The following is a 22873-nucleotide window of genomic DNA, read 5'->3' as shown; positions in this document are numbered from 1 at the left end:
CGCCGGCGACGGGTGATCGCCGCTGGTCATAGCGATCTACAATGATGTAAATTTGCGGATGTTACGAATATATTTCAATTATATTCGGGAGATAGAACCAGATTGGGGCCATTTTGCCGAAAGCGTCCGAATGCCCGACGGCTGTCATCGGCCCCGCTTGCGAAAATCCCAGACCGGAAGGCCGATCTTCGCAGCCTTGTCGGCGAGATTGTCCTGGATGCCGGTGCCGGGGAAGATGATGACCCCGACCGGCAGTGCTTCGAGCATCCGGTCGTTGCGCTTGAACGGCGCGGACTTGCCATGCCGGCTCCAGTCGGGACGGAAGGCCACCTGCGTCACCTTGCGGGTTTCGGCCCAGCAGGCGGCGATGCGTTCGGCCCCCGTCGGCGTTGCCCCATGGAGCAGGATCATATCGGGATGGCGGTCGCGTGCGCGATCGAGAGCATCCCAGATCGCCCTATGATCGTCGACATCAGCGCCGCCGGTGAACAGGATGCGCGTGCCCTCGGGAAGAAGTGCAGCCGCTTTCTGGCGCAACCGCGCGTCGAGAAAGTCACGGCTGTCGATCATCGCCGCGGTCATCGACCGGTGATGCGCGCGCGATCCGGTGCGCGGTGACCAGGCCTTGCGGCAGTGGGTCCGAAATTGTTCGGCGGCGCTTTCGCGGAAGAATTCCATCGCATCGCGCCGTTCGATCAGGCTGATCCCCTGCTGCACGAGGCGTTCGAGCTCGACCGACCGGATCTCGCTCCCGTCCTGTTCGCGCTGGGCTCGGCGTTGCGCCTGTTCATTGTCGTCGAGGCTGCGTTCGACCCGCTCCCCCGCGCGGTGGAAGAGGTTGACGACGTTCCAGAGGAGCTCTTCGAGATCGGGCTCGATCCGCGTATCGTCGAGACAGCCGACAAGGGCATCGAATATGTCGGCGACAGCGCCGGCCGCCAGGCGGGCATCGGGCAGCGGGCGCGGGTCGGGTTCGTCTTCGAAGGGGCGATGTCCGAAGAGTTGCATCTCCTGAAGGAGGAGATGGGTGGCGCCGGCTTCGGCAGGATCGTCGGCGGGTTCGGTGGGGCTCAACATGATCGTCTCCAGTCGGGTTTTGCCGCGCTCGCGCGGCCTTCGCGGCGACCCCTCGCGGCGCGCCGTACCGAACTGCACCGCGGCCCCGGCCGCGGCCGAAGCCGAAGGCGGAGGATGGCGGGCGAAGGCTATTTTGTTTCGCGATGCAAAGGGGCGCCGCGCGCCCCGGCGGAAAATAGCCGCCCGCCCGCCATTGCGGGCCCGGTACGGTTCGCCGCAGTCGCCCTCTTGCGAAGGCCGGAGCGCGGCCACCCCGTGGTGCTGCATCAGCACCGGTCCATCCCTCGCCCGCCCTCCTTCCGGCCGATGCTGAGGCGTCAGAGCAGGAGTGAACGATCCGCAGTCCGGAGCTGGGATCGAAGCGAGCCGATCATTCGCTGTCGGCCGAGTGTCATGAGATCGGCATTGAAGTCGCCGCGATCCGCTTCGAGCGCGATGACCTCGATGCCGAGCGGCCGGGCTCGGTCGCAAAGCGTCCCGAAGGCGGCCGCACCCGCCGGGTCGTCGTCACGCGCGACATACAGTCGCTGCAGTCCGCGCGGGAAGGTCAACGCTCCCAGATGGGCCGCCGAAAGGGCGGCGATCATCGGCAGGGCTGGTGTGATCTGACGCAAAGACAGGATGGTTTCGATGCCTTCGCCCGCCGCCATGACCGCAGCCGACGTGCCGAACCGAACGCCATGACCGAGCAATTGGCCCATGGCGCGCCGCGGATAGGCAACCGGCGCCTTGTCGCAGGCGGCCGAGTCGAGCCAGGTGCGATGGACTCCGGTGACATTGCCCGCCTCGTCAGTGATCGCCGCGATCAGGGCGGGCCATGCCCGGCGGACATCGGGGGCGTCGTCCTCGGATGGATGATAGAAGCAATGGGGATGGAAACGAAGCCATTCGGCATCGCGAAGGTCGCCGATCGCGCGGGCAGACAGATAGGCGCGGGCAAGGGTGCCGCTGAGCGGCTTCGATCCGGCCCATAGCCTGCGGGCGGCCTCGGGGGTGCCGCGCGGTGCTTTACGCGGAGCCGGATTTCGGTCGCCGGGCATGACGGCAGGCAGGCTCAGAAAGCGGCGCGCCTCGTCGAGCGTGTCGCGGAAGGATGTATGGCCGCAGCTCGCGGCGATGACATCGAGAAGATCGCCATGATCGCCGCTGGCGGCATCGGTCCATTTGCCAGCGGACCGAAGACCGTCGGCGGTGCCAGAAAGGCGAACGTAAAGGCTGCGGCCCGGCGAATTACGGACGTCACCGACCATCCAATAATGTCCCTCGCGGCGTCCATGGGAGAGATATCGGCGGCAAACCGCCTCGGCATCGTCGGCGAGGCGTCGCGCGACCTCGGCTGCAGGACTCGACATGGGGGCCTCCTTCACAAGACAGGCTGCGCGCGATCCCGCCCGGTGGAGCGGGTCAGGAAGGCATGCGGCGGTCTGGCAGCCCCTGCCGGACACCTCCGATGTTCGCGCGGAGCGTCCTGATTTCAAGGGCCAGCGAAAAAATGGGGAGCCCGGCACAGCGCCGAACTCCCCGAATGATAGTCGGTGGCGTTATTCGGCGGCAATCGCTTCGATGTCGTCGTCGCCCAGCTCGTCATGGCCCGCTTCGATTGCAGGGCCATCGTCATTGGCCGCAGCCAGCTCCCCATCACCGTCGGGCTCGTCGATGACGGGCGTGCGCAGCGGATGTGCAAGCCAGCCGGTGCCTTTGAGCAGGTCCTCGGCGGCGCTCGCCATCTCGGGCTTCTTCAGTCCCGCAATCCGCGCCGCCGCTTCGGCCCCGCAAGCCTCTTCGACGGCATCGAGGATCCCCGGCTTGGTCACCCGTCCGAGGTAATTGGCCGTGGTAGCAACCCAGCCCGCCTGGACCATGTCGAGGCCCGACGCCCGCGCGAGGATGTGCGAATGGTCGATCCGGCTCGCCACCGCGCGGGCCGACACCCGGCCTTCATTATAGCGGGTCGCCGGCTCCCACACCGCATTGACGCCGAAGGAGACGCAGTGCGCGAACAGTGCTGCCTGGTCATCAGCGTCGAGACCGGCAAGCACGTCCCACAGATCGGCGGTCGCATCGGGCAGCCGCTCGGACCAGCCTTCGTGCCGTTCGCGAATGGCCCGCGCGGACGGCGTATCGTTGAGCCCCGCATCATAGCCGACCATCGAATGATTGCGCAGCGCGATGCCGACGCAACTCGCCGAGGAGGCATAGGTGTAGAAGCATTCGAGAACGATGGCGTGGAGCATCGCCGCAAACGCCACCAGCGGGCTTGCGGCCAGCGCGTCGCGCAGCGCAAGGGTGCGGTGCGCGGTGAGGTCGGTCACGAGCTTGTCCGGAAGCGGGCGGACGAGATCATCCGGATCTTCGCCCTCGCCGGTGCCGCCTTCTTCCGGAGATGTCGCGCCGACCGCATCTTCCTGCATTTCGTCGCCGATCACGCCGCCGGCCGCTTCCTCGCCGCCCGCAGCTTCCTCGTCAACGGGCTCTTGCGGCTCGTCCTCGGGACGAACGAAGCCGCGTTCGATATGCAGCGACCCGTCGACATCGATGCTCACGAAGGTGCCGGCGATCGCCACTTCCTCCGGGTCGTAGATCAGCGGCTTCGAGACGAGCGGCGCGATCTCCTCGTCGATCGCATCGATCCGGGCACTGATTTCATCGGGGATGTCCTCGGCGCCCGCCCATTCGTCTTCGAGCCGGTCGGCTTCCTCGCGCAGCGCTTCGATCCGCGCCTCATCGTCGGCGCTCGTCTCGGCCGCCACGCCATCGAGCGGGCGGTGGCCGAAGGTGTGGCCATAGGGGAAGTCGACCGCCGTCTCGATCCACTTCCAGCCTTCCGCCGCGACACGCGCAACCTCGGCTTCGAACTTCTCGGCCTGCAGCCGGTCGAGCAGCGCGACGTCCTCGAGCCAGCCGCCGTCATCGCTTTCGAAGAGATCGCGAAGAATATGTCCGCCTGCCTCGCGATAGGCGTCGAGGGTGACGAACTGGACGCGCTTGTCCGATGCCCGAACCTTGTCCTCGGTCAGCCGCGCGCGGATATACCAGGGCTGCTGGGTGTGGCTCGAGGCGAGCATATCCCAGACCTGTTCCTGCCGCGCGTGATCGCTCGACACCGAAAAGGACATCAGCTGTTCGAGCGTCATGCCGTCATCGGCGTAGATGTCGTGGAGCTTGGGCGAGACCTCGGCGAGCTTGAGGCGCTGTTTCACGACCGCGGGCGTGACCATGAAGGTCGCCGCGATCGTTTCGATGTCGGTGCCCTGTTCGACGAGCTTCTGCATCGACCGGAACTGGTCGAGCGGATGCAGCGGTTCGCGATGGACATTTTCGGCGAGCGAATCCTCTTCGGCCGACACGGCATCATCCTCGCGGACGATGCAGGGCACGGGCTCGGTCTTCGCCAGGCGCCGCTGTTTCACCAGCATCTGGAGCGCGCGGAAGCGGCGACCGCCGGCCGGGACTTCGAAGCGACCGGTTTCCTGGCCCGCCTCGTCGCGCTGGGCGCGAACAGTCAGGCTCTGGAGGAGGCCGCGCCGCGCGATGTCCGCGGCAAGGCTGTCGATCGACACCCCGGCCTTCACGCGCCGCACATTGGCCTGGCTCAGCACGAGCGCGCTGAAGGGAATTTCCCGCGCGCCGCTGAGGGTGATTTTTGCCTGTTTCGTCATGATGCTTCTCCATGACAGGCCGCCGCGAGACTCTCTCCCGGCTCTCAGCCCGTCATGGCTCCGGCGCAGCCCTCTCCCTCTGAAGGGAAAGGACCACGCCGCCGGCGAACGCGAGATTTGCTCAGTGGACCGAGGCCAGAAGCTTGGCACCCTTGGCTTCCAGCTCGAGCCGTCCATCCTGATGCGGACGCTCGCGGGCCAGCGCGGTGATCCCCTGCACGAAGTCGAAGATCGATGCGGGCGGGTGCCCCTCTTCCTGCAGCACGCTGCGGATGATCCGCTCGCTCTCGCCCTTCGAGAAGCCGCGTTTGCGCAGGAAGGTCTGCCGATCGTCATCGTCGCGCGCGACGATCGCGGCCCGAGCGGCCTTGATGCCGTTCATAAAGGAGACCGGCGAGGAAGAGGCGAAGCGTTCGAGCGCGGGCGCCGCTTCCTGCGCGAAGCGACCGGCCGCGAACTTGCTGTGCCGGATGCTGATCTCTTCGAAGCCCTCGGCGCCCCAGATGTTCCGGTTCATGCAGACGGCGCGAAGATAGAAGGTCGCCATGCCGAGGGCTTTCGACCCGACCTCGCTGTTCCAGCAGTAGAAGCCGCGGAAGAAGAGGTCGGGATCGCCGTTGGGCAGACGACCGGCCTCGATCGGATTGGCGTCGTCGACAAGGAAGAGGAAGACGTCGCGGTCGCTGGCGTAGAGCGTCGTCGTATCTTTCATGACCTCGACGAAGGGATTGTGGCGCATCGTCGACCAGTCGAGGAGCCCCGGCACCTTCCACCGCGTGTCGCCAGTGCCATTGCCCGCGATCTTCATGACCGCGGCGACAAGCTCATGATCCCAGATGCGGCCATAATCGGGGCCGGTCACGGCACGCAGCTCGGTGCGCCCGTCGCCGGTCTCGAGCGTCTTCACCAATTCCCCGCGATGCGCGAGCAGACCGTGCTGCATGTTGATGCCCGCCAATGCGGCGGGAAGCTGGCGCAGATAGGCCGACGGCGCCCCGACGAGACTGCACATTTGCCCGAAAGACCAGTGCGTGGGTGCAACCGGCGCTTCGCGGTCGGGAAGGAGCAGGCTCAGTCGCTCGGGTTCGTCGGGCGCGGCGATGACGCGAATGGCGCGGGTTTCGACAGTCCGCGCAGTCGCGGTCTCGGCCCGCGCGCGCACTGCATCATAAAGGTCGGAGAGCGACAGGTAGCGCTCGTCGTCGGGCCGGGAGAACCATTCGGACGAGACGCGGCCGATGCGCCGGCCTCGCGAGATATCGACCTTGTAGCCCGGGGACGAATCGCGGGCGAGGGTGCTGGGTAGAAGTGTCATGGCGTGTCTCCGCGACGGGTCCGGAAGACTCTCTCCCGGTTTCAACCCGTCACCTGGCCCCTCTCTCCTCTCCCTCTGCGGCCGCCGAAGGGGGCCGCGCTTCGCGGCGGGACATCGCACCACCGACGCAGGTGCCGGCCGAGACCGCTTGCTGCTATCGCAATCGGGTGCGCGCCAGGTCCGGCTGGATGGGCCTGCTTCGGCGGTTATCCGTCGGTCAGATCGTAGAGGCTGCGATCATCCTGTGGGTGCGGCTCGAACTTCGGCAATAAAGTCGAGAAGAGCGGGCGCGATGAACCGACCGAAATCGCGGCTTGTTTTCACGTTCGATGACAGCGAAGCCGCCGCCAATCGGCCACGGGGAATGATGCTCGCAAGCTCTTCGGCCAGCGACTGCGGGTGTCTCGCGTCGTCACCCGCGAACAAGATGACCGGAACGGAAATGACGGCAAGCTCTTCGGGATCTTTAAAGGATCGGTCGCGACCGATCGCCGCAGCCGCGGCAATGCTCTCCGCATCGGAACGCGGGATCGCCTCGCAAACCATCGCGCCGATGATCGGAGATAGATGCGGCAAGAGGGGCTCCCATCCGGCCAGAATGCCGTCACGCTGTACTCGCAAGGCGAACGCCTCCATCATCCGGATTTCAGCCTCCTTTGCCTTATCGTCCTCGATATCCTCGATCCCGATCGCGATGACAGCCAGAACATAGGTCGGAAGATCCACCGCGAAGCGGAGTGCTATCGTCGATCCAAGTCCGGCGCCTCCGATGATGGCGCGCGAGAAACCAAGGGCGTCAAGCAACGCGACTGCATCGGATACATATTGGGCCCAAGTGTGGCGCGCCGTGTCGCGACATCGCGATCGGCCATAGCCGCGCACATCGGGAAGTATTACCGCATATTCGTCCGGGATTGTCTCGATCAGGGGCAGGAACATTGCGTGATCGGGTCCGCCACCGTGGCATAGCAGGATCGGCGTTGGATTCTCGATCCCTGGAGCCGCCGCCGACACCCAGGCAGACAACTCACATCGATCATCGCCCAGAAACCGGATCTCGGCCAGAGCCGCTTGCCTCGACATGATCGCCTCTCCTTCATTCTCGGGCCTAGGCGGTGTCTGCAGCTTCGCCGTCGCGAAGAAAGCGAGCGACGATGCAGCCATCATCGCTTATTCCGTCGCGGCGGGCATCGTCTAGAATGCCCTCCAGTTCCAGCCTCCCGATCGGGTCGTCGTCATTTTCCAGGAGACCGCGGGCCGATCGTTCGACTTCGGCGACGTCGAGCGGCGAAAGGATAAGGCGGCAAAAATAGTCGATCGAAAATTCTTCGGCTGCAAACATAGAGATTAGTTCGATCGCCGTGGGGCAGGCGTTGTGCACATATCCGCTCTTGCGGTCGCGCCTCTTCAGCCAGTTGTCATAGCGTCGTGCGACGCGCTGGGAAGCAAGGGTGTCGTCGAACCAGCAATCCAGGATGAGCACGGCGCAGCGCGCGACGCGCGACGCCTCGCGCAATGCTCTCGGCAAATTCTCCGTATGATGTGCGACATAATCGAGCGTCACGACGTCGAAACTGCGGTCTTCGAATGGCAGCGCTTCGGCACGACATGAAATGACGTCCAAACCCCGGGATCGCGCGCGGACGCAAGCTTGGGTTTCCGGCTCGATCCCGACAGTGCGGGCGATGCCCGCTTCGCGCGCTGCGACGAGAAGATCGCCCGTGCCGCATCCGACGTCGAGTAAGGTTGCCGGCTTGAGAGCGACAATTTCGTCGAGCAATTGGCGCTTATATTCCCCATGGGGACGGGCGGCGGACGAACGCTTCGTGGACTGGATCATCATGGGTAGGCGCATAAGGTCTCCGTCGATTGCGAAGACGATGCTGAGCGTTGGAGACTATGTCCGATAGATGATATCAGGACATAATGAATTCACTATCCGACAAGAATGCTCCTTCGGTCTCGATCGAGGTGGAACGAGCCACATTCCATGCACGAAGCATCGGGGAGTGGCACCGGCACCCAGTAGTCCAACTGATATACCCGAGCAGGGGGGTCATGATATTGCACACCCGTGAGGGACAATGGGTCGTTCCGCCCCAGCAGGGCGTTTGGCTGCCCGCGGACCATGAGCATCGCGTCGAGACCTCGGGCGGTTTCGAGATGTACAGCATATATTGTTTCGGCAGCATTCTACGGAGGCTGCCGAAAGAAGCCGGGCTAACTTCCGTGAGCCCCTTGATGCGCGAGATCATTTTTGCGGCCGCAGGCACGGGCGCAGGGGCGCGTCAGCGGCATCTGGCCTTCCTCTTCGCCGACGAGATGGCGTTGAAAATATCGCCTGCCCTGACGATCCCGTCGGTCACAGCGCCCCGTATCGCGCAAATCGCCGCGGCACTCGATCGCAATCCCGGCGACCGGAGGAGCCTCGAAGCCTGGTCGGAGCAACTCCATATCTCGAGCCGAAGCCTTGCGCGGCTGTTCCAACGCGATACCGGAACAGGCTTTACCGCGTTTCGGAACCAGATTCGGCTCAAGGCCGCGCTCTTGCGGCTGGCGCAGGGCGAGGCGGTCACATCGATCGCGCTCGAACTCGGTTTTGGGACGGCGAGTAACTTTATCCGCTCGTTTCGCGAACTGACCGGTGTAACGCCGGCACGCTACTTTCCCGATCGCAAGCGGAATCGAGACAATTAGTCTCCCGCTCTCACCGAGAGTGGCTTGGCGCGCAAGTTTTTGCGCAATCGGCGCGTGACATTCTGTTTTACCTAGCTGGGAGTCGGCGAAGTTGTATAGACGACTTATGAACCCTTCGCTCACTCGAAAATCCCCCGCTTCAGAATCTCGGCCCCGCGAGGCAACCCGGCCGCCCGAAGAGACGGGAGGCGAGGTGATGCCCCGGTACGTCGCCATCAAGCAAAGCATTTGCGATGCAGTGCGGGACGGCCGCCTCAACCCAGGAGACCGGGTGCCGTCGGAAGCGGAGCTGGTTCAGCAGTTCGACGTTTCGCGGATGACCGCGAACCGCGCTCTACGCGAGTTGCAGGCGGCGGGCGTCGTCGTGCGGCGCGCCGGCAGCGGATCGTTCATCGCAGAGCCAAAGCCGATCGGCCAGATGATTGAAATCCGCAACATCGCCGAGGAAATCCGGGAGCGCGGTCATGCGTACCGCGCCCGCGTGATCCAGAACCGCGAAGAGCGCGCCAATGTAGAGACGGCGCCGCTGCTCGAGGTGTCCGTGGGCACGAAATTGTTCCATTCGATCATCGTCCATCACGAAGCCGAATTTCCGATACAGATAGAAGAGAGGTTCGTTCTCGCGTCGATCGCCCCCGACTATGGCACGCTCGACTTCACGCGGATGACACCAAATGAATATCTGACGCGCATTGCACCGCTCGAACGGGTCGAGCATCGCGTTTGCTCGACGATGCCCGACGAGCGGATGCGCGGCATGCTGGGATTGTCCGACGGCGAACCGGTGCTCCAGATGACGCGCCGGACTTGGAGCCGCTCGCGCCTTGTGTCGCATGCCTGGCTGACACACCCCGGAACACGCTTCGAGCTGTCAGCCGCCTTTTCGATCGACGATTGAGGCCGGTCAGCCGGTGCGGGTGACCACGACCGGCTTGCGGCGCCGGCGCAGCCAACGGAAGTCGGCTTTGCTGAAGCTTTTGAACAGCAGGTAGAAGCCGGTTCCCGACAGCCATAGTACACCGAAGGCGACGAAGATGATCAGCGGGTGGTTGAAGCTCGACCGGTTGATATAGTCCATATTGTGGAGCATCCAGAAGAAGTCCCATGTGCGCCAGGTATCGCCGCGCATCACGAGAAAGCGGGCGGTATCGAGCGAGACATAGGCGCTGCTGTTCTCGTCGTCCGCGAAATCGACGCGCCACATCGCCCCCTCATGATCGCGCGATTCGAGGTTCGGCTTGGCGATTACGCTCACCTCTCGGATCGGCGCCTCGTTCATCATGGAGGCGACTTCGCGCGCCATGGCCTCGTCGACCCGGATGTGCTCGCCGCTTGTCGCGTCGACGAGACGGACGCCTTTTGCGGAGCGCACTTCATAGACCGGCCGGGTTCCGAGATCGCGAAGGATCACGCCCGTGACAGGTTCGCCGCGCGGCAGGGCCGCCACGTCGAAATATTCCCCCGGTGGCAGTGGATGCGCATGCGACATCCCGCCGCCGTGCCCGCCGACCTTATCCTTGTCGAGCAGCGCCATCACCGATCCGCTGAGCGCCCAGAGCAGGAACTGGAGACCCAGGATCAGCCCGACCCATTTGTGGATGCGCCGGAAGAAGAGCGGCGTCAGTCGGATGCGTTTCATGCCTGCTTCCTCTTGCGGCGTTTGAAGGACCAGATCAGCAACCACGCCCCGCTGATCGCCATCGCGAAGACGCTCCAGGTCGCGACGCGGAGCAACGGGTTGTTGACGTCGGTCCGCTCATCATAGTCCATGATGTGGAGCATCCACGCGAAGTCGAACACGCGCCACAATGCGTGCCGGCGCGAGATAAGCTCACCGGTCGTCGGCGACAGATAGAGCGTCGGGCGGTTCCAGCCCTCGAACTCGACCTGCCAATAGGGCGGCTTGCGCGACTGCATTTCCTGTGGCGCTTCGGTCAACAGCCGCACCGACACGATCTTGCCGTCGCCGGTGTAGATGCGCCGCGCCTGCTCGCGGACCTGGGACTCGGTAAGCGCAGGCAGCGGCGCACCCGAGCGGGCATCGAACAGCCGCGCCCCTTCGGGAGTTTCAGCGCGCCAGACGGGGCGATCGAAGAACCGCTGCAAGCGAACCTCGGACGCACCGGGCGCGGCCGCAACGATCCGCGACGGCGGCGCGAGGCCCGCGAGGTCGAAGGGCTGAACCATCGGCGCGCGCACGAGATGGTCGCCATGGATGGTGTCGATATGCACGACCACCATGTAGAAGCCGGTCAGCGTCCAGAGCAGCGCCTGGACGCCGACCACCAAGGCCAGCCATTTATGCGTTCGCCGGACGAGCAGCGGCCAACGGATCGCCATATCGATTACCCTCAGAACGCGGTGCGGAAGCCGACGTAGAAACGCCGTCCGAGCAGGTCATAGGTCATCGTGTCGGTGTTCGCATCGGTGAAGCTCTGGATATAGGGCGCCTTGCGATCGAAAAGATTGTCGACACCGACCTGGAACCGGGTCTTCTCGTCGATTTCGAAAGCGACCTGGAGATTGTGGTAGAAGACATTCGGCGTGCTGTAGCCGATGTCGCCGGGGGCCGCATTGAAGTCGGTCGCCTTGCCGATCCACTGGGTCGACCAGGTCGCGCTGACCCCGTCCTTTTCAGCGGTCAGCACGCCATAGCCGCGCCATTTCGGATAGCCGCCATTGCCGCCGCCGATAAAGCCGTCGAAGTCGATCGGCGCGCCGCCGGGGAAAGGCAGGACCACATATTTGTTGAGATAGGTCACGTTGACGTCGAGCGAGACGTTCACGCTGCCGATGTCATTGTTGTAAACGAGACCCAGATCGAGGCCGTTCATTTCTTCGCGGCCCGTGTTGATCGGTTGCGCGGAGAGGAAGGTAACCTCGCCGGTCAACGGGCTGCGGGTAAAATCTTCGCAGAAGGGATGCGAAAGATTCTGGCTCGCATAACAAATGCTGAGCTTTGTCGAGCCCGGAATAGCACGGATCGCATCCTTGATCTTGATGTCGAACCAGTCGGCAGTGAGCGAGAGTCCCGGAACCAGTCCCTTCGGTGAAATCACCGTCCCGACGGTCCAGGTCGTCGAGCTTTCGGGTTTCAGATTCTCGTTGCCGCCGACCGTTGTCAGGATCGTTGTACCGAGCTGAACATAATTGGCCGGCACGCCCGACGCCTGACAATTGGCGATCAGTGTCGCATTGCCGCTGGTCGAATAGCGCGAGCAGGGGTCGGTGGTCGTCAGATTGCCCTCGGAGACGCCGCCGAACAATTCGGGGACGTTCGGAATGCGAAAGCCGGTGCCGTAGGTGCCGCGCAGGCGGAAGCTGTCATTGATGACCCAGTCGACGCTCCCCTTGTAGTTCCAGTCGCTGCCGAACAGGTCGTAGTTCGAGTAGCGAACCGCGCCGTCGAGGGTAAGCGACTGGAAGAAGGGTGTGTCGGCCAGAACGGGCACCGACAGTTCGAGATAGGCTTCCTTCGCCGTGCTCGTTCCGGAGATCGGATCCTGCTGGTTGGTGTTGGCAATACCGAGCACCGTCAGCGGATCGGGATCGCGCCAACCCTTTTCCTTGCGATAGACGACACCCGCCGCGAAGGAGACGGGGCCTGCGGGCAGCTTGAAGAGATCGCCGTTGATATCGGCGGTGACCGTCGCAAGCTCGTTGCCGCCGCGGTCGCGCGACGTGAACAGGATATAGTCGAGAACCTCCGGGGTCAGGTCGCCGAACCCGAGATAGTCGGCGCAGGGGATCGTGGCACCGGCAGCAAGACTGCACTTGGTCGTATCGAGGGAATTCGCCACTCGCTCGAGATTGGCGATGTTGGTCGAACCATCGACCGCGGTGTTGCGGCCGAAGGCGCCCGCGATTTCCCATCCCCAATCGTTAGAGAGCTTGCCGCGGAGGCCAAACGTACCCTGCCAGGTATCGGTTTCCTGGAAGAATTGGCGCGGGCCGGGCTCGGCGAGGCGGCGCTGGATGAGGACGATATTCTGCCCCGTCGGATTGGTGGGATTGCTCGCCGCGATCGAGAGGTTGCGCAGCGTTCCGGGCGTCGCGATCTGATTCGACTTGCGGAAGGTGTAAAGGAATTCGCCGAACGCCTCGATATTGTCAGTGATGTCATAGTCGGCGAAAAACGCCGTGCTCACGCGCTCGACCGGGCTCACCGCGTTGAGGAACGGGTTCGAGTTGAAGTTGTGCTTGGCAGCGCTGTACGGCTCGAAGAAGTTGCCGTTACCGCCCAGCACCTGATTGAAGTTGATCTGCTGGCCGTTCGGCAGCACCGCGCGGCCGCCGATCGTCGAGGCGCTGTTCACGCAGCTCAGCATGCCGGGCGTGGTTTCGGCAAGCGAGCAAGGCGCGCGCGTTGCCATATTGACCGCGCTCGTCTTCTGATAGGTGACCGCCGCCATGAAACCGCCGCGATCGTTGCGGACGCCCCACAGGAGGTCGGCGGTGAAGTCCGAGCCATCGCCCTTTTCGGTGATGCCTTGGCGCACGCTGAGGCCGAGGCCTTCATAGTCAGTGCGGGTCACGAGGTTGACCACGCCCGCCATCGCGTCGGCGCCATAGATCGCCGAGGCGCCGTCCTTGAGCACATCGGTGCGCGCGAGCGCCGCGACCGGGATCATGTTAAGATCGGGCGAGGAGTTCGCGCCGGTGCCGCCCGCGACGAGGCGGCGGCCGTTGAGCAGAACAAGCGTGCGCTTGATGCCGAGACCGCGCAGGTTCACCTGCGCCGTGCCATATCCATTGTTCGCCCAATAGGCGGAGGTCTGGTTGCCTGCGAAGCCGGCGTTGGCGGGAAGGCGCTGCAGCACCGTCTCGATATTGACGACGCCGGTGTTCTCGATCTGCTCGGCCGACACGACGGTCGCGGGGCCGACGCCCGCGAGATCCTGGCGACGAATGCGCGAGCCGGTCACGACGATGTCCGATCCGTTCGGAGCATCCTCCGCGGCGGGTGACTGCGTCGCAGCATCGCTCTGCGCGAGCGCTGGCGTTGCAAAGGTCGCGACCGCTGCGGCGCTGGCGAGCAAAATTGTCCTGGTCATCATAGCGAAACCCCCTGATGGTTGGCTGATTCCCCTCAGAGAGCATCAAATGTATATACAGGTCAATAGGAATTTATTGAATCATATCAATTGGTTATGAAGTAAATTCCGGGCGCACGATACCTACTAGATACGCACCCCAAAGCTCTACCCCTCATCAATTTTGAAATTTTTTCCGGCCTGAGCCTTTTCGCGCAAGGAGCCGGCGGGCCCCTCCCTCGGCTTGCTTATGAAATGACATGATTAAGTGGGTCGGCACAGCTTGGGGGCGCGACCGACTTGAGCCGCTCAATGCGAAAGTATCTGTTCGAGAAAGGTCCGTGCGCGTTCGCTTTTCGGCGCGGCGAAAAAATCTGCCGGCCTTGCGTCTTCGATGATCTGGCCCTGATCCATGAAAAGCATGCGATCGGCCGCCTCGCGCGCGAATCCCATTTCGTGCGTCACGCACACCATCGTCCGTCCTTCGCCGGCAAGGGACGTCATCACATCGAGTACCTCCTTGATCATCTCGGGATCGAGCGCCGATGTCGGCTCGTCGAAGAGAAGAATCCGGGGCTCCATCGCCAGAGCGCGGGCTATCGCGGCCCGCTGTTGCTGCCCTCCCGAGAGCTGCCCCGGATATTTGCCCGCCTGGTCGCCAATCCTCACCTTGTCCAAATAGGATATGGCGCGCGCCTCCGCCTCCGGAAGAGACAAGCCGCCGAGCAGGACGGGCGCGAGGGTGCAATTCTCCAGCACCGTCTTGTGCGGGAACAGATTGAACTGCTGAAAAACCATGCCAATGGCGCGGAGCGCCGCAACGGCCTCTCGCGACGCGTCGGTTATCCTGGTTCCCTCGATCAGGACGGCACCGGAGTCGGGCACCTCGAGCCTGTTCATGCAGCGAATGAGCGTCGATTTGCCGGAGCCTGAAGGGCCGCAAATCACGATCCGCTCGCGCGGGGCGATTTCGAGGTCGATCGAGCGGAGGGCATGATAGGCGCCATAATATTTGTCGACCTGCCGCAAGCTGACGGCCGCGTGGCCCGAGGCATCGGTCATGACGCCTGCCCCCGGCCGCGTATCGCCCGTACCCGCGCGAAGGCTGCGGCGAGGTCGGCGATCAGATCCTGCGGCGCTTCGAGGCCGGCGTGAATACGGATCAGCGCCCCATCTGCCTCGCCATTGGGAAAATCGCGGATCGGAGCGGGCCACGCCGGAACCGCGAGGCTTTCGAAGCCGCCCCAACTCGAACCGAGCTGGAACAGCGAGAATTCGTTGAAAAAGGCGCTGGTTTCCGGAGGGGTAAGACCATCGAGCTGAACACCGAACAATCCGGACGCTCCGGTGAAATCCCGCTTCCAGATCGCATGGCCGGGATCGGAAGGATGGGCCGGATAGCGGACCGCGACCACTTCGGGTTGCTGGGCGAACCATTCGATCAGCGTCGCCGCGGTACGCTGGTGGCGTTCAAGGCGGGCATCGAGCGTCCTGATGCCCCGGTGGACGAGATAGCAATTGTCGGGACTCGCGCAGTTGCCCCAGCGCGCCGCCGCATCCTTGAGCTGGCGGTAGACGGCATCGCTGGCGGCGGTCATCGTGCCGAGCAGACAGTCGGAGTGCCCCGAGAGATATTTGGTTGCCGAAGCAAGCGAGATGTCGACCCCATGGGCCAACGGTTTGAAGAAAAGCGGCGTCGCCCAGGTGTTGTCGAGAGCGGTCAATATGCCCCGGCTGCGTGCAACCGCCGTGATCGCGGGGACGTCGATCATATCGAATGTCTGCGAGCCCGGGGTCTCCATGTAGATGAGCCGGGTGTTGCTGCGGCACAGCCCGGCAATCTCCGCTCCGATATCGGGCCGGAAATATTCCACCTCGACCCCGAAGCGCGCGAGAACGTCGGTCAGAAACTTGCGGGTCGGCCCATAGACGCAATCCGCAACGAGCAGATGATCGCCCCCGGCCACGAAAGCCGTGAGGGCTAGCGCGATCGCGCTGGTTCCAGACGAGGTGATGACGGTGGCGCAGCCGCCTTCGAGTTCGCTGACGGCCTCGGCGAGCGCAAAGGTCGTTCGCGTTCCGTACAGGCCATAGATGACCTCATCGTAGAGACCCTGGTGCCGGTCCATATAGGCCTCGACGCTGCCGTAGATAATGGTGGAGGCTCGATCGACGGGCGGATTGATGAGGCCCCGCTGATCGCGCGGGCGGGGACCGCCGTGAACGGCACGCGTCGGGTCCTGCCAGGCGTGCCCTTTCGGGCTTGCCGGCTCCCCGGGCCATTTTCTGTCGTGATTATCCTGCATAGTTTAGTTTCCGTTCGATCTTCATGCTGAGCCGGGACAGGGAGAAACAGAGGAGGAAAAAGATTGTCCCGGTAAAAAGATAGGCTTCGGCGAAATAGGGTCGCCATTGCGCCTCGACGTAGGAGAGGCGGGTCGTCTGCAACAAATCGAAGACGCCGACGATGAGGACGAGCGTCGTGTTCTTGACCTCGCTGATCGAAGTGTTGACCAGCCCCGGCACGCTGACTTTCAGCGCCTGCGGCAACAGGATATGGCGCCGCGCCTGCCATTTGGTGAGGCCAAGAGCATGCGCGGCCTCGGCTTGCCCGACGGGAACCGCCAGCAGGCCGCCCCGGATGACCTCGGCCATATAGGCGGCAGTGAAGAATATGAGCGCGAGCTGGACGCGCGGCAGGCTGTCGATCGAGAGATAGGAGGGCACGAACAGCGGGAACAGGACCGCAGCGAGGAAGAGCACTCCGATCAGCGGCGTTCCGCGAACCAGCTCGATGAAGGCGACGCTCGGCCAGCGAATGCCGCGCCGCGCCGACCTGCGGCCGAACGCGAGGAGTATAGCCAATGGAAAAGCGCCGACCACCGCAAGGCTCGCGAGCAGCAATGTGACCGGCAGGCCGCTCCACTTCTCCATCGGGACATAGGAAAGGCCCGCGAATCCTCCTCGTAGCAGAAGTACCGCCACGGCGATTGCGCCGAGCCAGACAAGCCCGAGGCGGCTGCGCCAGAATCGCGGGACGAAGGAGAAGGCAAGGCATGAAAGCAGCGCGGCCGCCGCTGCTGCGGACCGCCACTGCTCGGCTTCGGGATAGGTGCCAAACAATATCAGCCGCGCATTTTCGCGGAGGAATGGCCAGCAAGCACCGCTGGCCAAACGGCAATCGGCCGCGCCCCCGGCGAAGGTCGCGTCGAACAGCAGCCACGAGAGCCCCTTGCCGGCGAAAGCCGCGGTCATGGCGAGGATCGCGATGGTGAGTATCGACTGGCGTCCTCCTCTGAACAGATTGCGCCGTATCCACGACGGCCAGGCGGTCGCCGAGCGCAGCGGAAAGGGTTCGAGGGGCGCCGACTGGATGCTCCGGCCGGGCTGCCCGGCGACGCTCCAGCCCAACTGGCGGGCATAGAGGCCGGTGACGAACGACAAGGATAGCGAAAGCAGCAGGAAGGTCGCGACGATCAGGCCGACGCCCTCGATCGCCTGCCCTGTCTGACTGATGACGGTATCGACCACCGAGACAAATTCGGGATATCCGATCGCGACCCCCAGGGAGCTGTTCTTGATCGTGTTGAGATGCCAGCTCGTCATCGGCGGTATGGCGATGCGCAGCGCTTGCGGCATCACGATCCGTCCCATTGTTTGCGCGGGCGACAGGCCGAGCGCTTTGGCGGCCTCGCTCTGCCCTGCGGGAACGGCGAGGATCGCGCCGCGGAATATCTCGGCCAGATAGGCCGAGGCATAGACCGAAAGGCTGGCGACCAGCGTCAGAAACTCCGTGGAGAGCGACAATCCGCCGACGGTTCCGAAGCGCCCCGCCCGCGGCAGATCGATCCCGCCCCACAGCAAGAGCGGCACCAGGGAGATGCCGGCGAAGGCCAGCGCAGTGCGCGTGCGAACGGCTCCTCGCCGCACGGCACCCAGCAGGATCGCACAGGCGACGATCGCGATGAGAAAGACCGGCCGTCCCGGATCGGCCAAGGAGAGCGCGGGGAGGTGCAATCCCCGATTATCGAGGTCGAACGGTCCGACGGCGCCCGGGCCGGGTCCGGGCAGACCGAACAGCAGCGCGGCGTACCAGACGAACATCTGGAGCAGCAGCGGAATATTGCGAACCAGCTCGATATAAAGGCCGGAGAGCCTCGCAAGCAGCCAGTTGGACGACAGGCGCGCCATGCAGACCGCGAGGCCGAGCAAGGTCGAGAAGATGATGCCGAGCGCCGATATCAGGAGCGTGTTGAGAAGACCCACCGCCAGCGCCGCGGCATAGGAATCGCCCGGCGCGTAAGCAATCAGCGTTTCGCCAATCGCGAAACCCGCCCGGTCGAACAGGAAACCGAACCCCGTCCGGATGTTTCGGTCCGCGAGATTGTCCGCCAATGTCGCAAACAGGCCGTAGGCGACCACAAGCCCGCCCGCGATCAGCAGCCAGGGTAACGCAGCGATGGCAAGCCGCCTGTGTTTATGAGTCATCGCATCGGCAACGGGTAGATCAGCCCGCCGTCCCGATAGAGCTTATTCTGTCCGCGTTCGACGCCGAGCGGCGTAATGTGCCGGTCGAAGATTTCGCCATAATTGCCGGTCGCCTCGATTGCCCGGTACGCCCAGTCATCGTCAAGGCCGAGCGACTTGCCGAATCCGGGCAAGCCGCCGAGCATCTTGCGCACTTCAGGGTCGCGCGAGGCCATCCGCATGCGCGCGGCATTCGCGCGGGTGACCCCCATTTCCTCGGCAGCGAAGAGCGCGTTCAGCACCCATTTGTTGATCTCGTACCATTGCTCGTCGTCGCTGCGCACGACTGGGCCGACCGGTTCTTTGGTGAGCCGCTCGGGCAGCACCACATAATCGTCGGGATGCGCGGTGTCGGCCAGGCGGATCACCGTCAGCGTGAAGGCATCGGTGGTCATTGCGTCGCACCGCCCGGCAAAGAAGGCGAGCTTGGCTTCCTCGGGATTCTCGAACACGACGGACTGGAAACGCAGCCCCTTGCGCTCGAAATATTCGGCGGTGTTGAGTTCGGAGGTCGTCCCCTTGGTGATGCAGATCGATGCGCCATCGAGATCCGTCGGAAGCCGCACACCCGATCGCCGGGGCACCAGGAAGCTCTGCCCGTCATAATACATGGTGCCGACGAAATTCACCCCGAGGTCGGTGTCGCGCGTCAGCGTCCATGTCGTCGTCCGCGACAGGACGTCGGCCTCGCCCGTCTGCACGATCGTGAAGCGCTTGTTCGAGGCGACCGGCATGAACCGGACCTTGCGGGCATCGCCGAGGACCGCAGCGGCGAGCGCCCGGCAGTAATCGACGAAGAAGCCCTGCCAGCGTCCGCGTTTGTCGAGATAGGACATGCCGAGCTGCCCCGTATGAATTGCGCAATTGAGCGTTCCGCGCGCGCGAATCCGCGCAAGCGTCGATCCCTTCGCCGCGGCGATTTCATGCCCACCGGTGCCGGCGGGCTCGCGGCCGCAGCCGCCGAGTAACAGGGCGCCTGCGGCGAGCAGCGCCGGTAACCAGCGGCGCGATGCGTGCGACCTATTCATAAACGAGGCTTTCAATGCTAGCGCCATAAGAAATAGCTATAGGGAGCGATGTCCGATGAACCTGCGTCACCTCGAAGCCTTCAGGGCCGTGATGCTCTCGGGATCGGTCACCCAGGCCGCGCAGTCGCTCAACCTGTCGCAACCCGCGGTGAGCAAGATGCTTGCCGAGCTCGAGCATCAGCTGGGCTTTCAGCTCTTCCTGCGTTCGCGCGGCAGCGCGCTCACCGTGACGCCCGAAGCCGACGCCTTTTTCTACGAAGTCGAGCGGAGCTTCTCGGGCATTGCGGCCCTGAAGCGGGTAGCGGAAGACATCCGCAACATGGCGACCGGCACGCTCCGGATCGCCGCCCTTCCGGCGCTCGCGGTCAGTTTCCTGCCGCGTGTGATCGCGGCCTTTCGCGAGACACATCCCGGCGTCACCGTTCAGCTCCAGACCCGCAGTTCCTCGACGGTGCGGCAATGGATGGCGAACCAGCAGTTCGACATCGGGCTCGCGACGCCGGCGCGCGAATTGCCCGGCATAAGGATGGAGCGCTTCCTGCGCTGCCCCGGCGCCTGCGTTCTCCCTGCCGGCCACCGCTTGGCCGTCAAGGACGTCATCCGGCCGGCCGATCTCGAGGGCGAGCCCTTCATTTCGCTCGCGCTCGAGGACGGCGTGCGTCACCGCATCGACCGCATTTTCGAGGACGCGGGCGTCCACCGCGAGATGGTCATCGAAACCCAATATGCGATGACCATCTGCGCGCTTGTCATGCAGGGGGTCGGATGTTCGATTCTCAACCCCGTGACCGCAGCGGATTATGCCGAGCGGGGCCTTACGGTCCGTGATTTCGCGCCGGAGGTCCATTTCGAATATATGCTCTTCACGCCGAAGTTGAGGCCGATGTCCCAAGTCGCTGCGGCCTTTATCGCGGTGCTCGAATCCCACCGCGACGCGATGTTCGGCTCCGACGCCAGCTGAAGACACAAGACGCCGCACGGCCCTCACGGCCACCGATCAGAAGGAGGCGGTCGCGCGGACGTACCAGAAGCCCCCGTTGAACCCCGTCGGCGCGAAGCGGAGATATCGGATCCCGTTGTTGATCTGGGATTGCCGCGCCTCGACGTCGGGGTAATTGTCGAAGATATTCTCGCCGCCGACCGCGAGCTTGAGCATGTCGCTAACCTTGTAGGACAGCTCGAGATCGACCAGCAGTTCGGCGCCGCCCGTCTGGTCGGCAGCCGGTGCGGCGCCATAGTCGGTCCATTTGCCATAATAGTTCGCGCGCGCGACGAAGCCGAAGCGCTCGCCCGCATAAGTGAAGGACGCATTGCCCTTCCACTTCGGAACGAAGCCCTCGAGTTCGAGCAGCCGCTCGCGGTCCGCAGTGATCACCGGCGAGGCCTTGATGACATCGGTTTTGGTATAGTTGCCGTTGAGGCCGAGCGTGGCCTTGCCGTCGCCGAGGTCGAAGCCCACGGTGAGCACCGCATCGACGCCCTGGGTGCGGCTGTCGAAGGAATTGGTGAAGAAGCTCACCTGCTGGAAGGAATCCCCACCGGGAATGCCAAGCGCCGCGAGCTGCGCACGCTGCGCCGGGGTGAGATTGAAATTGCCCGATACGGCGATCCGGTCTTCGACCTTGATGTTGAAATAGTCGAGCGTGAAGGTGATGCGATTGGAGGGCTTCACCACGATGCCGCCGGCGACGTTGAACGAATTCTCGGGCCGAAGCGGCGTCGCGCCGAAGAATTGCGCCACCGGATTGTTGGGCGCGATAATGCCTGCGGTCAGCGGCGCCCCGGTTATCGAGTCGATGTTGGTCTGGACCTGCGAGGCGTTCGACTGGCCCGGCGTCGGCGCCCGAAAGCCGGTGTTGACCGATCCGCGCACCGCGAAGACGTCCGAGAAATCATATCGCCCGTTGATCTTCCAGGTGAATTTCGAGCCGAAGTCCGAGTAATTCTCGTAGCGGCCGGCAAGGCCGAACTGGAGCGCGTCGGTGAGATTGCCTTCGAGCGACGTATAGGCGGCCCAGTTGCTGCGCGCGAACTCGCCCGCCTGGATGGGACTGAAGCCCGGGAAGCCGTTCGAGCCGACCGGCAGTCCGACGCGGTTTCCGGTATCGGGATCGATGACCGACGCGAAAGGACCAACCTGCCATGATGCGATGTCGCCGGCCGTGATCTCATATGTCTCGCGCCGATACTCGAGACCGCCTGCAAGCGTCAGCGGATCGGAGGTGCCGATCGCGATGGGGTAAGTGAGATCGAGATTGAAAGCGAGTTCGCGCTGCTCGAGCTGCCCCGGCTTGAAGGAGGTCGGCGACGCGAGGCCAAGCGACGGATTGACCGTATTTTCGATCCGGTAGGAAGCATGGTTCTGACCATAGGAAGCGCTGAGGTCATAGGTCAGGCCCGAGGAGAATTCGCCCTTGAGGCCGGCCGCCAGCGCCGCATCGGTCACCGTGGCACCGAAATCCGGGGTGAAACCGCCGGGAAAGAGCTGGCGGAAGCTGAACCGCTGTCCTCCGGGCGTATTGGTGAGCGGAATCGAGGTGGAAATGAAGCTGGCATCGGGGTTGCGGTAAAAGAAGGCCGTCGTGCCGCGGCTCCAGCTATAGTTGCCGAAGGTGTAGAATTCCATCTCGTCCGACAGTTCGATGCCGGCATTGACGAAGATGCGCGCCGCCTCGGATTCGGGATTTCCCCAGCGCTGCGCCGGGACCGGGACATCCTGAACGCCGGCATCGATGAGCGCCTGCGCGTCGGGACGCTGAATGCCGCGCGACGTCGTGCTGGCGTTCACATATTCGCCGCTGATGTTGACGAAACCGGCGTCGGTGAAGGGAAGCCCGACATTGCCCTGGACGAGGAAATCCTCGCCGTCGCCCTTATAGAATTGGCCATAGCGGGCGATCAGCAATCCGCCTTCGCGGTCGCGGCGCAGACCGAAATTGAGGACGCCGGCGATCGCATCCGATCCATAGAGCGCCGACGCGCCGTCACGCAGAACCTCGAGCTGGCCGATCGCGATCGACGGGATCGCCGAAAGATCGGGTCCCTGCGATCCCCGGATATAGGGAACATTGGTGAACTGGACCGTCGCGCCGCGATGGCGCCGCTTGCCATTCACGAGCACCAGCGTCTGGTCCGGCGGCAGGCCGCGCAGCGAGAAAGGCCGGGTAAAAACGGCGCCGTCGTTGCTGACGAGGCGCTGGACATTGAGCGACGGGACCTCGGTGCGCAGGAGATCATTCATGTCGGCCGTGCCCTTTTCGAGCAGTTCGGCACCGGTGATGATGTCGATCGGCTGAGCGGAATCGGCCGCCTTGAGATCGTTCCGCCGCGTACCCGTCACGACGATTTCGCCCTGCGACGCGCCTGGCCCCGGCGCCTCTTTGGCGTTATCCTGCGCGAAGGCGGCGGCGGCCGACATGCCTGCCAGGACGGCGATAATCGAGCCACTCGTGCGAAGCAATTTTCTCATGGTCCCCTCCCATTTGCGAAAGCTCTCGGCTTCGCCACCGAGCTATCTTCGCGGCCTTGGCATGACCA

Annotated in this window: 17 protein-coding genes and 1 pseudogene; 4 read left to right on the top strand and 14 right to left on the bottom strand. The window is 63.9% G+C overall.

The features are described 5' to 3' along the window. Positions 1-144: 144 nt before the first annotated feature. The 6 genes from FG95_RS01095 to FG95_RS19725 all read right to left on the bottom strand — a co-directional run bounded on the left by FG95_RS01095 (position 145) and on the right by FG95_RS19725 (position 7894). Positions 145-1077: a DUF2493 domain-containing protein gene (locus tag FG95_RS01095; protein WP_037553311.1), complete on the bottom strand. Its 933-nt coding sequence runs from the start codon at positions 1075-1077 to the stop codon at positions 145-147. A 317-nt stretch (positions 1078-1394) separates the two neighbouring features. Then, positions 1395-2429, bottom strand: coding sequence for a DUF7146 domain-containing protein (locus FG95_RS01090; RefSeq protein WP_037553310.1), 1035 nt, complete (start codon positions 2427-2429; stop codon positions 1395-1397). Between the two features lie 189 nt (positions 2430-2618). After that, the gene (locus tag FG95_RS01085) at positions 2619-4736 is read right to left on the bottom strand and encodes a ParB/RepB/Spo0J family partition protein (protein WP_037553309.1); all 2118 of its coding nucleotides are present in this window, start codon (positions 4734-4736) and stop codon (positions 2619-2621) included. 121 nt (positions 4737-4857) lie between these two features. Then, positions 4858-6051 (bottom strand): hypothetical protein, encoded by a 1194-nt coding sequence (locus FG95_RS01080; RefSeq protein WP_037553308.1) that lies wholly within the window; start codon positions 6049-6051, stop codon positions 4858-4860. Between the two features lie 237 nt (positions 6052-6288). Beyond that, positions 6289-7218, bottom strand: a complete 930-nt coding sequence (locus FG95_RS01075) for an alpha/beta fold hydrolase (protein WP_197411521.1) — start codon at positions 7216-7218, stop codon at positions 6289-6291. Continuing rightward, a complete protein-coding gene (locus FG95_RS19725; RefSeq protein WP_052181955.1) occupies positions 7160-7894 on the bottom strand; it encodes a class I SAM-dependent methyltransferase in 735 nt (244 codons plus the stop codon). Before FG95_RS19725 ends, FG95_RS01075 begins: the two co-directional genes overlap by 59 nt. An 83-nt stretch (positions 7895-7977) precedes the next feature. Here FG95_RS19725 and FG95_RS21320 point away from each other — a divergent pair. The 3 genes and pseudogenes from FG95_RS21320 to hutC form a co-directional block, all read left to right on the top strand. Beyond that, a pseudogene (locus FG95_RS21320) lies at positions 7978-8274 on the top strand (AraC family ligand binding domain-containing protein); the annotation flags it as partial. Positions 8275-8292: 18 nt separating this feature from the next. Next, positions 8293-8748: a helix-turn-helix transcriptional regulator gene (locus FG95_RS20995; RefSeq protein ID WP_052181954.1), complete on the top strand. Its 456-nt coding sequence runs from the start codon at positions 8293-8295 to the stop codon at positions 8746-8748. Positions 8749-8944: 196 nt separating this feature from the next. After that, on the top strand, positions 8945-9646 hold the full coding sequence (hutC, locus tag FG95_RS01060; RefSeq protein WP_052181953.1) for a histidine utilization repressor: 702 nt from the start codon (positions 8945-8947) through the stop codon (positions 9644-9646). Positions 9647-9652: 6 nt separating this feature from the next. Here the strand turns inward: hutC and FG95_RS01055 are convergent, their stop codons facing one another. The 7 genes from FG95_RS01055 to FG95_RS01025 all read right to left on the bottom strand — a co-directional run bounded on the left by FG95_RS01055 (position 9653) and on the right by FG95_RS01025 (position 19336). Next, the gene (locus FG95_RS01055) at positions 9653-10387 is read right to left on the bottom strand and encodes a PepSY domain-containing protein (protein WP_037553306.1); all 735 of its coding nucleotides are present in this window, start codon (positions 10385-10387) and stop codon (positions 9653-9655) included. Beyond that, positions 10384-11088 (bottom strand): PepSY domain-containing protein, encoded by a 705-nt coding sequence (locus FG95_RS01050; protein ID WP_011542692.1) that lies wholly within the window; start codon positions 11086-11088, stop codon positions 10384-10386. Before FG95_RS01050 ends, FG95_RS01055 begins: the two co-directional genes overlap by 4 nt. A gap of 11 nt (positions 11089-11099) precedes the next feature. Further along, positions 11100-13805, bottom strand: a complete 2706-nt coding sequence (locus tag FG95_RS01045; RefSeq protein WP_037553305.1) for a TonB-dependent receptor domain-containing protein — start codon at positions 13803-13805, stop codon at positions 11100-11102. A gap of 285 nt (positions 13806-14090) precedes the next feature. Further along, positions 14091-14843, bottom strand: coding sequence for an amino acid ABC transporter ATP-binding protein (locus FG95_RS01040; RefSeq protein WP_037553304.1), 753 nt, complete (start codon positions 14841-14843; stop codon positions 14091-14093). Next, positions 14840-16087, bottom strand: coding sequence for a cystathionine beta-lyase (metC, locus tag FG95_RS01035; protein WP_037553302.1), 1248 nt, complete (start codon positions 16085-16087; stop codon positions 14840-14842). Before metC ends, FG95_RS01040 begins: the two co-directional genes overlap by 4 nt. After that, entirely contained in the window at positions 16077-18269 is a 2193-nt protein-coding gene (locus FG95_RS01030; protein WP_223181174.1) for an ABC transporter permease subunit, read from the bottom strand. Before FG95_RS01030 ends, metC begins: the two co-directional genes overlap by 11 nt. Further along, positions 18266-19336, bottom strand: a complete 1071-nt coding sequence (locus tag FG95_RS01025) for an amino acid ABC transporter substrate-binding protein (RefSeq protein ID WP_003046368.1) — start codon at positions 19334-19336, stop codon at positions 18266-18268. The genes FG95_RS01030 and FG95_RS01025 overlap by 4 nt, the downstream gene beginning before the upstream one ends. Before the next feature lie 55 nt (positions 19337-19391). Between FG95_RS01025 and FG95_RS01020 the strand changes: the two genes are divergently transcribed. After that, complete coding sequence (locus tag FG95_RS01020; RefSeq protein ID WP_003046376.1) at positions 19392-20297, top strand: LysR substrate-binding domain-containing protein; 906 nt, start codon at positions 19392-19394, stop codon at positions 20295-20297. A gap of 36 nt (positions 20298-20333) precedes the next feature. Here the strand turns inward: FG95_RS01020 and FG95_RS01015 are convergent, their stop codons facing one another. Beyond that, on the bottom strand, positions 20334-22805 hold the full coding sequence (locus tag FG95_RS01015; protein ID WP_003046379.1) for a TonB-dependent receptor plug domain-containing protein: 2472 nt from the start codon (positions 22803-22805) through the stop codon (positions 20334-20336). Positions 22806-22873 lie beyond the last annotated feature (68 nt).

The sequence above is a fragment of the Sphingopyxis sp. LC363 genome (assembly GCF_000756385.1).
GTDB lineage: Bacteria > Pseudomonadota > Alphaproteobacteria > Sphingomonadales > Sphingomonadaceae > Sphingopyxis.
The sequence above is the reverse complement of the archived record's forward strand: the minus strand, read 5'-3'. Positions and strand labels throughout refer to the sequence as shown.